At 63.2% G+C, this 12,941-nt stretch carries 6 protein-coding genes; 4 read left to right on the top strand and 2 right to left on the bottom strand.

From position 1 onward, the window contains the following. Positions 1-46 precede the first annotated feature (46 nt). The gene (locus J2R78_RS00685; RefSeq protein WP_076826182.1) at positions 47-310 is read left to right on the top strand and encodes a hypothetical protein; all 264 of its coding nucleotides are present in this window, start codon (positions 47-49) and stop codon (positions 308-310) included. A gap of 62 nt (positions 311-372) precedes the next feature. Here J2R78_RS00685 and J2R78_RS00680 read toward each other — a convergent pair whose 3' ends face one another. Next, positions 373-747 carry a hypothetical protein gene (locus tag J2R78_RS00680; RefSeq protein ID WP_253609352.1) on the bottom strand — a complete coding sequence of 125 codons (375 nt, stop codon included), beginning with the start codon at positions 745-747 and terminating at the stop codon, positions 373-375. Positions 748-1,076: 329 nt separating this feature from the next. Between J2R78_RS00680 and J2R78_RS00675 the strand changes: the two genes are divergently transcribed. Together J2R78_RS00675 and J2R78_RS00670 are read left to right on the top strand one after the other, a co-directional pair. Continuing rightward, positions 1,077-1,661: a DUF3617 family protein gene (locus J2R78_RS00675; protein WP_253609351.1), complete on the top strand. Its 585-nt coding sequence runs from the start codon at positions 1,077-1,079 to the stop codon at positions 1,659-1,661. A 266-nt stretch (positions 1,662-1,927) separates the two neighbouring features. Then, positions 1,928-2,482: a DUF3617 family protein gene (locus J2R78_RS00670; RefSeq protein WP_253609350.1), complete on the top strand. Its 555-nt coding sequence runs from the start codon at positions 1,928-1,930 to the stop codon at positions 2,480-2,482. Positions 2,483-2,525: 43 nt separating this feature from the next. On the opposite strand, the gene J2R78_RS00665 is transcribed toward J2R78_RS00670, so the two are convergent. Further along, entirely contained in the window at positions 2,526-3,029 is a 504-nt protein-coding gene (locus J2R78_RS00665) for a hypothetical protein (RefSeq protein ID WP_253609349.1), read from the bottom strand. 174 nt (positions 3,030-3,203) lie between these two features. Here J2R78_RS00665 and J2R78_RS00660 point away from each other — a divergent pair, with 174 nt between their 5' ends. Further along, positions 3,204-12,872 (top strand): S-layer family protein, encoded by a 9,669-nt coding sequence (locus J2R78_RS00660; RefSeq protein ID WP_253609348.1) that lies wholly within the window; start codon positions 3,204-3,206, stop codon positions 12,870-12,872. Positions 12,873-12,941: the final 69 nt, after the last annotated feature.

Genomic DNA, 12,941 nt, shown 5'->3' with positions numbered 1-12,941 from the left:
GGATTTGGCACTCTCGCGCGGTCACGTCATTCGATCGAGGGGCGTTATGAACAAGTCATTTTCTGTGATCATTGCCGCGGCCGCTTCAATCGTCGTTCTGTCTTCGACGGCGGCGCGATGCGGCGACTACTATCCGTTTGGCGATCCGCCGTACCGGCTGGACTACGTGCAAGAGCCCCAGATCGTATCGGGCTGCTGGAAATGGAATTGGCAGCTGTACCAGTGGCAGGACTACTGCCCGGTCTACGTCAATCCGAAGGCGTATATGTTCTCGCGCTCGTCGCGCGTCGTGCTCCGCACCAAGGGGTGAGGAGAGTTCGGCTGCTTGAGGTGCTCTGCGTCACGCCCATTGCAGCGACGCAGAGCGCGCACTCATGAATGCGCGATGGTGCACGCCACCTGGTGGCGCTTGCCGAAGTTGAGCAGCGCGTTTTCCCGGAAGCCGTCCAGCCAGACGCCGCGGCCCGCATAGCGATAGCCGACGCCCATCGGAACGTGCCGCACATGGACGCCGCCACGGCCGGTGAGCAGGGAGGCCGTGACCACTTCGCCCTCGACCGACACAGCGCGCGGGCACAGCGGATATTGATGGCCGTTCTCGCAGGTGAAGACAATCTCGGTGCAGGTGCCGACCGGTGCTTTTGTGACCAGGCCAAGGTCCGCTGCCGCCGCCGGCCCGGAGTTGCCGAACAACGTTGCACCCAACGCCAAAATGCCTGCGACCGTGTAGCCAAACCGAATACGCATCAGTGCCCCCTCGTCCAGCGATAGGCTAAGTAATTGAAGAAAATATCTCGCGCTAAATGAGCAAAAAAAACCTCCAAGGTCAAACCTCTCTGCCCAATGTGGTGCGGGGGAGATCGGCCGGCGCCATCGCGAATGGCGTGTCAGGTGTTGCAAGTTTGCTGCAGTAAGTCTGAATTCGGCCGCAAGCTGCCCGGTAGCGTTAATGCACCTTTACTGGCCACAATTCGCCCTGCAAGTGGTGTGATGTATTGAGTCGTGTTCCGGAGATTGCTTCAATGCGCTGACCGGATCGCATCACGAACGCATTCGGACGGACATCGGGGGTGGGAATGGACTTCCGTGGTGGCATTGCACGTTCGCTACTGACCCTGATGATTGTCTCATTGCCTGCGCTGGCAGCTCATGCGCAGACTCAGGCTCCTCAACCGGCGAACGGCCGGGCAGCGGCGGCGCAGCCGGCTCAGGGCGATCAAGCCTTTTCTGGCCCGAGCTTCCGCAAAGGTCTGTGGCGCTTCGTGCGAACGCTCGATGTGGTCAGGACCGCCAACAAGAACTTCAAGTATCGGGTGGTCAACGCGGAGACGACGCGCTGCGTCGACCCGACCCACGCCATGAAGGCGACCTTTGCCTCGGGATCGATCGGAAGCTGCGTCTCGGACAAGCCGGAGAAGGTCGGTAATCAATACACCTTCGGACACCGCTGCGATTACATGGGGACGGTCAGCACCGTCATCACCGTGCGCAGCGACGAGGCCTATACCGAGCTGAACGAGATCAGCACCGGAGAGCATCCCCGGACCGACACGGTCGTCGCGACAAGGATCGGCGACTGCGACGACGGTAGCGCGGCCAAGATTGAGGCCAAGTCCGAGGCCAAGACTGACAAGTCCGCTGCGGCGGCTTTGCAGCATTAGCTGGCAATCAAACGGCAGTGGCGGCGGACGAGGCGTCCATTCGTCCCCGACGACGCAGACGCTGCGCTTCCTTTCGCGCCGAAGCTGCCCCGGCCTGAAGCAACCGGGCATTCACCGTGTTTGGCGCAAGAGCTCGTGAGAACTTCGAGCAAAGGCCAAGCATTTACGGGGTCTTAACACGAAATGCTCCTGAATGATGTGAGGTTGGACGTGCTTCAAGCGAAGTCACGCGATCCGCGTCAATCGGCCGGTTAGGGATTCAATAAATGACATCGCGTGAGGGCTTCGCCCCGTCGAAGATCTTCGCATCCGCGCTTGGCGTCGTGACCGCGCTTTCCGTGTTCGTGCTCGCCTCCCCGAGCGCCCTGGCGGAGGAAGGATTCAGCGGACCGACCTTCCGAAAGGGGATGTGGCGCTTCGTGCGGACGCTGGAAATCGCCTCGTCCTCGAACGTCCGGCAAACGCTGCTCGAGCGCGAAATGACGCGCTGTGTCGATCCGACCCAGGCGATGAAGGCGACCTTCTCATCTCCGTCCGTTGGAAATTGCCACTCTTCGCGGCCGGAAAAGATCAACAACAAATACGTCTTCTCCAACCGCTGCGACTATCTCGGGCCGGTCAGCACCGTCATCACGGTTCTCAGCGACGAGGCCTATACCGAGGTCAACAAGACCAATGTTGGTCAGGCGCCGCGGACCGACCGGGTGGTTGCCCGCCGAATCAGCGATTGCCACGAGGATAGAGCTTCGCTCAGCCAGCCGGCCTCCGCACCGAGCGAGGTGTCGTTGCAGCAGGACGAAGCCGAGGGCGAGCCGCTGTAAGGCGATTGGTCGGCGCGCGGGCCTCAGGCCGCCCGCAACACCATCAGATCTTCTGCTGCCCGCCTGGTGCACTCACCTTGACGGTGATCTTCTGAATTTCGGTTCGACCGCCCTGATATTTGACCTCAATAGTCAAGGCGTCGTCGCCGAGAAATTCCGGTGGCGCCTTGTAGAAGGCGACATAGGCTGGCACCTCGAGCGCCAGGCAGGCCTTGTAATTGGTGGCCTTCGCCTTCGCCGACTTCACCACAACCTTTCCGGCAGCCGGCGCGGTGACCAGGCGGATGGTCGGCAGCGGCCCCGACGTGCAATCAGGTAACACGTTGAGATAGAGGCCAATCTGGGTGTCCCGGTTGGCCAGGGCGCGAACCTGGCGCTCCACCGTGGTCTCCTGGGGGACAGGTTGTGCAGGGGCTTGCGCGGCGGCCGCGCCGAAACAGCCCCAAATCAAGACAGCGGCGCACGCCTGAAGAATCACACGCATCGACTGCTGCTCCAAATCGCCGGGAAGGACGAACGGGGCCGGGGAAATACTGCCTTTGGCCAAGTTAATCCCGCTAAGCCGTTGTTCTTTCTGCTTCGACCTGTCCGATCTTTACCACACTTCGACGGAAAGCATTGATTAACCAAATACATTTCTTGACCGCGGGGAGGGTTAACAATAGCCTAAAACTAAATTTTTCTACAACTTTTCCTCTAATCGCATTTTGCGGAGTTGATAATGCAGGGTTCGTTTCAGGTCGCTCAGGCAACCGGCACCGGCAATTCCACCAATTCGGCTCCCGTACGAATTTACAAGCTGACCAAGCCGCTGACCGATCAGGCGGTGGTCGTCAATCTTGGATACGACCAGAAGGTGAAGGTCGACTTTTCGTCGATCGCCAATGAAAAGATCACGCTGGTCCACGTCGGCGAAAAGCTGATCATCCTGTTCGACAACCAGTCGACCGTCACGGTTGAGCCGTTCTTCGACTCCCGTACGGATGGACAGAAGAATGTCACGATCGAGATGGCGCCGGGACGCGAGGTCTCGGTCCAGGAATTCGCCAGTCTGTTTCCGATCACCACGGATGCCTCCGTGTTGCCGGCGGCCGACAATGGCGGCAACTCGAACGGCAACGCGCAGGCGAGCGGCGCGGATTTCCGCCCGTTTGCGGTTGATCCGCTAGCTCCTGTGCCGACCAACGTGTTGGCGCCGCAGGAAGAGTTGCCGAACCTCGTGACCCCTGTGCCGCCGACCGGCTTCGTGCTGGGCATTGCTCCGCCTCCGACCATTTCGGGCAACCCCCTGTCGGCGCTGATTGTCGACGAGAGCTTCCTGACCGCGGCCACCAACCATGGTGTCGCCGGTTCGGGGCTCGGACCAGCAGGGGCAACGGTCGCGTCTGTGCAGGTGTCGTTCAACGTCACGGTACCGGGCGGCCAGCAGTCGCTGACCTATGCGCTGTCGGTCACGACACCGAACGAAGATTCCGGTCTGATCGATTCGGCGACCGGTCAGCACGTTCTGCTGACGGTCAACGCGGCCGGCGTCGTGGAAGGCCGCACGGCGATCAGTGGCGATCTGGTCCTCACGGTCTCGGTTGACACCGCGGGTCATGTGACGCTGACCGATCTGCGCGCGGTTCATGAGGCAACACCGGGCAACTTCAATGAAGGGATCACGCTGGCGTCGGGTCTGATCACGCTGACCGCCACCGTGACTGACAACAACAATCAGTCGGCAAGTGCGAGCGTCGACGTCGGCTCGCATCTGACGATCCTTGACGATGGTCCGGTGGCGGGCACGGTGACCGGCGCGACCGACACGCTGGTGCTCGACGAAACGCGCCCCGTCGGCAGCGACACCGCGGGCGGCACCACGCCGACCGGCCTCGCCAGCGTGACGGCGGACTTCTCCAACAATTTCACCGGCGGCAGCTACGGCGCCGACGGTGCCGGCAGCACCGCCTACACGCTGCATCTCACCGGCACGAACGTCGCCTCGGGCCTCTATGCGCTGGATCCGACCGACACCAACCCGGCCCATTTCGGGCAGGGTGCGCAGATCGTGCTGAACCAGTCCGGTGACACCATCACCGGCTCGGCGAACGGCACGACCTACTTCACAATCACGATCAACGAGACGACCGGGATCGTGACCTTCACCCAGGTCAACAACATCTGGCATGCCGATCCGACCAACCCGGATGACGCGGCGACGTTGACCCTCTCCAGCGCCAGCCTGCTGCAGGTGGTGCAGACCATCACTGACGCGGACGGCGACAGCGTGACAACGCCGATCAACCTCGGTGGGGGCGTATTCACAATTCAGGACAGCGGTCCGACGGCCGGCACGGTGATCGAGAAGGAAGGCGCGGCCGAAACGCTGGTGCTGGACGAGTCGCGCCCGGTTGGCAGCGACACGCCGGGCGGCTTTGCGCCGAGCGGGCTTGCCAGCGTAACGGCGGACTTCTCCCACGACTTCACGTCCGGCAGCTACGGCAGCGACGGACCCGGCCATACCGCCTACACGCTGAAGCTCACCGGCTCGAACGTGGCTTCGGGTCTCTACGCGCTGGATCCGACCGACACGACCACTGCCGACGGCGACGGCATCGGACAGGGCGCGCAAATCGTCCTCAACCAGTCCGGCAACACGATCACCGGCTCGGCCGGCGGGACGACGTATTTCACCATCACCATTGATCCGTCGACCGGGATCGTCACCTTCACGCAGTCGAACAACATCTGGCATTCTGACCCGAAGAATCCGGACGATCCGGCAACGCTGACGCTGTCGAGCCCCAGCCTGCTGCAGGTGGTGCAGACCATCACCGACGCCGACGGCGACAGCGTGTCGACGCCGCTCGATGTCGGCACCCGTGTGTTCACGATCCAGGACAGCGGCCCGACCGCCGGCACGGTGACCGGCCCGACCGACACCCTGGTGCTGGACGAGACCCGTCCGGTTGGCACGGACACCGCGGGCGGCACGGCGCCGACCGGCCTTGATTCCGTAACGGCAGACTTCTCCAACAACTTCACGCCCGGCAGCTATGGCAGCGACGGCCCGGGCCACACGACCTACACACTGAACCTCGCCGGCGCGAATGTGGCGTCCGGTCTGTACGCACTTGATGCGACCGATACGACCACCGGCGACGGCGACGGCATCGGGCAGGGCGCGCAGATTCTGCTGAACCAGGTCGGCAACACGATCACCGGCTCGGCCGGCGGGACGACGTATTTCACCATCACCATTGATCCCTCGACCGGGATCGTGACATTCACCCAGCTCAACAATATCTGGCACTCCGACCCAACCAATCCGGACGATGCGGCGACGCTGACGCTGTCTGGCGCCAACCTGCTGCAGGTGGTGCAAACCATCGTCGATGCCGACGGCGACAGCGTGACGACGCCGCTCGATGTCGGCACCGGCGTGTTCACGATCCAGGACAGCGGCCCGAGCGCCGGCACGGTGGTCGCGGCGGCGGATACGTTGGTGCTGGACGAGACCCGTCCTGTCGGCACCGACACTGCCAGCGGCGCCGCGCCGACCGGCCTCGACACCGTCACGGCGGACTTCTCCAACAACTTCTCGGCCGGCAGCTACGGCAGCGACGGCGCGGGCAACACGGCCTACACGCTGAAGCTGACCGGCGTGAACGTGGCCTCCGGCCTCTATGCGCTGGATCCGACCGACACCGACCCGACCCACTTCGGCCAAGGTGCGCAGATCGTGCTGAACCAATCCGGTGACACGATCACCGGTTCGGTCGGCGGGACCGCCTACTTCACGATCACGATCGACGAGACGACCGGCATCGTGACGTTCACCCAGCTCAACAACATCTGGCACGCCGATCCGACCAATCCGGATGACGCCGCGACGCTGACCCTGTCGGCCGCGAACCTGCTGCAGGTGGTGCAGACCATCACCGATGCGGACGGCGATAGCGTGTCGACGCCGCTCGACGTCGGCACCGGCGTGTTCACGATCCAGGACAGCGGCCCGACGGCGGGCACGGTGACAGGTCCGACCGACACCCTTGTGCTGGACGAGACGCGGCCTGTCGGCAGCGACACCGCAGGCGGCACCGCGCCGACCGGCCTCGATACCGTGACGGCGGACTTCTCCAACAACTTCACCGGCGGCAATTATGGCAGCGACGGCGCGGGCAACACGGCCTACACGCTGAAGCTCACCGGTGCCAACGTCGCCTCCGGCCTCTATGCGCTGGATCCGACCGACACCGACCCGACCCATTTCGGGCAGGGTGCGCAGATTCTGCTGAACCAGGTCGGTGACACCATCACCGGCTCGGCCGGCGGCACCAACTACTTCACGATCACGATCGACGAGACGACCGGCATCGTCACGTTCACCCAGCTCAACAACATCTGGCATTCCGATCCGACCAACCCGGACGATGCAGCGACGCTGACGCTCTCGGCGGCCAACCTGCTGCAGGTGGTGCAGACCATCACCGATGCGGACGGCGACCACGTGTCGACGCCGCTCGATGTCGGCAACGGTGTGTTCACCATCCAGGACAGCGGCCCGACGGCGAGCGCGCTGTCTGGCGCAACGGACACGCTCGTGCTCGACGAGACGCGGCCTGCCGGCACCGACACCGCGGGCGGCACGGCGCCGACCGGCCTTGCCAGCGTCACGGCGGATTTCTCGAACGGCTTCGCCGGCGGCAGCTATGGCAGCGATGGCCCGGGCAATTCGGCCTACACGCTGAAGCTCACCGGCGCCAACGTGGCGTCCGGCCTCTATGCGCTGGATCCGACTGACACCGACCCGACCCATTTCGGGCAGGGTGCGCAGATTCTCCTGAACCAGGTCGGAAACACGATCACCGGCTCGGTCGGCGGCACCGATTACTTCACGATCGCGATCGATCCCTCGACCGGTATCGTGACCTTCACCCAGCTCAACAACATCTGGCACTCCGATCCGACCAACCCGGATGACGCCGCGACGCTGACTCTGTCGCGTCCGGAAATCCTGCAATTGGTGCAGACCATCACCGATGCCGACGGCGACAGCGTGACGACGTCGCTCAACCTCGGCTCCGGTGTGTTCACAATCCAGGACAGCGGCCCGACCGCCGGCACGGTGACCGGTCCGACCGACACCCTCGTGCTGGACGAGACCCGTCCCGTCGGCACGGATACGGCGGGCGGCACGGCGCCGACCGGCCTCGACACCGTGACGGCAAACTTCTCGAACAACTTCTCGGCCGGCAGCTACGGCAGCGACGGTCCGGGCAACACGGCCTATACGCTGAAGTTGACCGGCGTGAACGTGGCCTCCGGCCTCTATGCGCTCGATCCGACCGACACCGACCCGACCCACTTCGGCCAAGGTGCACAGATCGTGCTCAACCAGGTCGGTGACACGATCACCGGTTCGGCGAACGGCACGACCTACTTCACGATCACGATCAATGAGACGACCGGGATCGTGACGTTCACCCAGGTCAACAACATCTGGCACGCCGATCCGACCAACCCGGATGATGCCGCGACGCTGACGCTGTCGGGCGCGAACCTGCTTCAGGTGGTGCAGACCATCACCGATGCGGATGGCGACCACGTGTCGACGCCGCTCGATCTCGGGACCGGTGTGTTTACCATCCAGGACAGCGGTCCGACCGCGGGCACGGTGACAGGTCCGACCGACACCTTGGTGCTGGACGAGACCCGTCCTGTTGGCAGCGACACCGCAGGCGGCACGGCGCCGACCGGGCTCGATACCGTGACGGCGGACTTCTCCAACAACTTCACCGGCGGCAACTACGGCAGCGATGGTGCGGGCAACACGGCCTACACGCTGAAGCTGACCGGCGTGAACGTGGCCTCCGGCCTCTATGCGCTCGATCCGACCGACACCGACCCGACCCATTTCGGGCAGGGTACGCAGATCGTGCTCAACCAGGTCGGTGACACCATCACCGGTTCGGCGAACGGCACGACCTACTTCACGATCACGATCAATGAGACGACCGGGATCGTGACGTTCACCCAGGTCAACAACATCTGGCATTCCGATCCGACCAATCCGGACGATGCCGCGACGCTGACGCTGTCGGCGGCCAACCTGCTGCAGGTGGTGCAGACCATCACCGATGCGGATGGCGACCACGTGTCGACGCCGCTCGATCTCGGGACCGGTGTGTTTACCATCCAGGACAGCGGTCCGACCGCGGGCACGGTGACCGGCCCGACCGACACCTTGGTGCTGGACGAGACCCGTCCCACAGGAACGGATACTGCCGGCGGCACGGCGCCGACCGGGCTCGACACCGTCACGGCGGACTTCTCGAACAACTTCTCGGCGGGCAGCTACGGCAGCGACGGCCCGGGCAACACGGCCTACACGCTGAAGCTGACCGGCGTGAATGTCGCCTCCGGTCTCTATGCGCTGGATCCGACCGACACCGACCCGACCCACTTCGGCCAAGGTACGCAGATCGTGCTCAACCAGGTCGGTGATACCATCACCGGTTCGGCGAACGGCACGACCTACTTCACGATCACCATCAATGAGACGACCGGGATCGTGACGTTCACCCAGGTCAACAACATCTGGCACTCCGATCCGACCAATCCGGACGATGCCGCGACGCTGACCCTGTCGGCCGCGAACCTGCTTCAAGTGGTGCAGACCATCACCGATGCGGACGGCGACAGCGTGACGACGCCGATCAACGTCGGCACCGGCGTGTTCACGATCCAGGACAGCGGCCCGACCGCCGGCACGGTGACCGGCCCGACCGACACCCTCGTGCTGGACGAGACGCGTCCCACAGGAACGGATACCGCCGGCGGCACGGCGCCGACCGGGCTCGACACCGTGACGGCGGACTTCTCCAACAACTTCACCGCCGGCAGCTACGGCAGCGATGGTGCTGGGTCGACGACCTACACGCTGAAGCTGACGGGCTTGAACGTGGCCTCCGGCCTCTATGCGCTCGATCCGACCGACAAGACCGCCGGTGACGGCGACGGCATCGGACAGGGAACGCAGATCGTGCTCAACCAGGTCGGTGACACCATCACCGGCTCGGCGAACGGCACGACCTACTTCACGATCACGATCAATGAGACGACCGGGATCGTGACGTTCACCCAGGTCAACAACATCTGGCACTCCGATCCGAACAACCCGGACGATGCGGCGACGCTGACGCTGACGCGCCCTGAGTTGCTGCAGGTGGTGCAGACCATCACGGACGCCGATGGTGATAGCGTGTCGACACCGCTCAACCTCGGCACCGGCGTGTTCACGATTCAGGACAGCGGCCCGACGGCAGGTACCGTGACCGGTCCGACCGACACGCTCGTGCTGGACGAGACGCGTCCTGTTGGCAGTGACACCGCGGGCGGCACAGCGCCGACCGGACTCGACACCGTGACGGCGGATTTCTCCAACAACTTCACCGGCGGCGGCTACGGCAGCGACGGTGCTGGTAGCACGACGTACACGCTGAAGCTCACCGGTGCGAACGTGGCCTCCGGCCTCTATGCGCTCGATCCGACCGACAAGACCGCCGGCGACGGCGATGGTATCGGACAGGGTGCGCAGATTCTGCTGAACCAGGTCGGCAACACCATCACCGGCTCGGTCGGCGGCACCAACTACTTCACGATCACGATCGATCCTTCGAGCGGCATCGTGACCTTCACCCAGCTTAACAATATCTGGCACTCCGATCCGACCAACCCGGACGATGCGGCGACGCTGACGCTGTCGGCTGCCAATCTGCTGCAGGTGGTGCAGACCATCACCGATGCGGACGGCGACAGCGTGACGACGCCGCTGAACCTCGGCACCGGCGTGTTCACGATCCAGGACAGCGGTCCGACCGCCGGCACGGTGACCGGCCCGACCGACACGCTCGTGCTGGACGAGACGCGTCCTGTTGGCACCGACACCGCGGGCGGCACGGCGCCGAACGGGCTTGTTTCCGTGACGGCGAACTTCTCCGACAACTTCACCGGCGGTAGCTATGGCAGCGACGGTGCTGGTTCGACGACCTACACGCTGAAGCTGACGGGCTCGAACGTGGCCTCCGGTCTCTATGCGCTCGATGCGACCGACAAGACTGCCGGCGACGGCGATGGTATCGGACAAGGTGCGCAGATTCTGCTGAACCAGTCCGGCAACACCATCACCGGTTCGGTTGGCGCGACGACCTACTTCACGATCACCATTGATCCCGCAACCGGGATCGTGACCTTCACCCAGGTCAACAACATCTGGCACTCCGATCCGAACAATTCGGACGATGCGGCGACGCTGACGCTCTCGAGCGCCAACCTGCTGCAGGTGATGCAGACCATCGTCGATGCCGACGGCGACAGCGTGTCGACGCCGCTCGACCTCGGCACCGGCGTGTTCATAATCCAGGATAGCGGCCCAACGGCGCCGACAGCGACGGTCAGCGCAGCTACGATCGGCGTGGACGAGACGCCCGGCGTGCAGACCACCGGCGGCGCGAGCGACGTGCTCGGCTCCACTGCGATCACGTTCAACGGTGCCGCCAGCACTGTCGCCGCGCTGTTCAGCACGGTTGCGAACAAGGGCGTCGACACCGACGTGTCGGCAGCGTCACTTGACAACGGTGCGCTCAGCTTTGCCTCGACGGGCGCGAGCAGCATCCTGACGGTGGCCGGCGGCAGCTTCGGCTCTGACGGCGCGGGGTCTACGACCTATGCGTTGAGCGTCCTCAGCGCTGCGTCAGGCCTGACATTGACGGATGGCACGGGGATCGCGCTGTCGCTGGATGCCAGCGGCCGGATCATCGGTACTGTGGGCAACGATGCCGCCAACCCCAGCCTGACGGGCCAAACGGCCTTCGCGATCGCCATCGATCCGATCACCGGTCAGCTCTATGTGGCGGACTATCTCTCGCTCCACCACAACAGCACCGCCAGTTCGAACGATCTGCTGACGATGACGGCCGGCAAGATCGGCGCGACGGTCACGTTGACGGACGCCGATGGCGATCATGTGACGGCCACCGCCGACATCAGCACTCATATCAGCTTCCTCGACGACGGCCCGAGTTTCGGCACGATCGAGCATGGAATCATTGCCGATTACGCGGGAATGTCCGTGCTAGGTAACCTACCCGTGTTCTCCGGCGCCGATGGTTTTGGCGCATATGACTTCACCTTGACTGGAAACACGGCGCCGGCCGGCCTGACGTTCAATGGCCAGGCCGTGCACTATTCCATCGACGCGTTTGGACAGAATTTGACGGCCTATATCGGTGCGGCCCCATCAGCAGCGAATAATATCTTCACGCTGAATCTGGATGACACAACCGGTCACTACCTATTCACATTGCTTCAGCCATTCACGGAGACAACGATCCAGAATGTCGGCAGTTCATCTTCCTTCGGCTCGGGACCATCGGAAGAGCAGGTTCTTTCGTCGAACACCGATCAACTGGCGGTTGTTTCGGGAACGACCTCCGGCGGCAGCCAAGGCGGTGTGAACGGATCTACCAACGGTTGGGGCGTCGACAACAATAACTTCGACCCCAATGAAAAGCTGCTGTTCGATTTCACGAGCGGCGCAATCGCCAGTCCGGTCGGCAATGCGGCGTTCCATCCGCCGGCAAACGAATCGGTCGCGAACTACACGTTCTCCAACTACAAGGGCGGGGACGAAATCCATTACGTCGTATCTTATTGGGACGGAGTGCACGCCGCCTCCATCACATCGGTATCCGGTGATTTCGATCCTTCCACCCACACCACGGTCGCCACCGAATGGTCGACGCCCACAGCGCCGGCCGGCCTGCAGCTCTACACTGTCCAGTTCACGGACGTGACAGGCAGCGGCAAGGTCGACCTGGTTGGCGTCGGAGTTTCGTCGACCACGAACGTCTCCGAGGATCTGAGCTTCAACGTGTCGACGATTGACGGTGACGGCGACACGGCGTCGAGCACCATCAATATCAACATCAATGGCACCACGACCCTGCTGGGCACGGCCGGCAATGATGTCATTGTCGCCGGACCAACCAACGAGACGCTCACTGGCAATGGTGGGGACGACAAGTTTGTTCTCAATCTGACCGCCCACGATATCATCAGTGATTTCAACAGCGGTGATACACTCCTTCTCGACGTGGCCGGCCTGAGCCTGCCGACGGGCGTTTCAAACGCCCTTACGGCTGGCCAGTTCACGTCATCGGCAGTCACCGGCGGGACCGAGAACAACGCCAGCGCCTGGAACGAAAGTGCAAGCACGAACAAATTCTTCTTCAACAATACGACCCACGAGCTCTGGTACTCGGCAAATGGTACAGGCTCCGACAAGGTGGACCTCGCACATGTGAGCACCGGCTTGCCGGCGGCCACGAACGTTCATATTTTCTAGGCTAGGCTTGCAGCAAAATCGAAAATCCGCGGAGACCTCTCCGCGGATTTTTATTGATTGAATTGTCGC

The sequence above is a fragment of the Bradyrhizobium sp. USDA 4538 genome (genome assembly GCF_024171045.1).
GTDB classification, from domain to species: Bacteria; Pseudomonadota; Alphaproteobacteria; order Rhizobiales; family Xanthobacteraceae; genus Bradyrhizobium; species Bradyrhizobium australafricanum.
The sequence above is the reverse complement of the archived record's forward strand: the minus strand, read 5'-3'. Positions and strand labels throughout refer to the sequence as shown.

Excerpts from the sequence above, each read along its gene's own strand:
- J2R78_RS00680 (WP_253609352.1), bottom strand. The coding sequence starts at position 747 with ATGCGTATTCGGTTTGGCTACACGGTCGCAGGCATTTTGGCGTTGGGT.
- J2R78_RS00685 (WP_076826182.1), top strand. The coding sequence starts at position 47 with ATGAACAAGTCATTTTCTGTGATCATTGCCGCGGCCGCTTCAATCGTC.
- J2R78_RS00675 (WP_253609351.1), top strand. The coding sequence starts at position 1,077 with ATGGACTTCCGTGGTGGCATTGCACGTTCGCTACTGACCCTGATGATT.
- J2R78_RS00670 (WP_253609350.1), top strand. The coding sequence starts at position 1,928 with ATGACATCGCGTGAGGGCTTCGCCCCGTCGAAGATCTTCGCATCCGCG.
- J2R78_RS00660 (WP_253609348.1), top strand. The coding sequence starts at position 3,204 with ATGCAGGGTTCGTTTCAGGTCGCTCAGGCAACCGGCACCGGCAATTCC.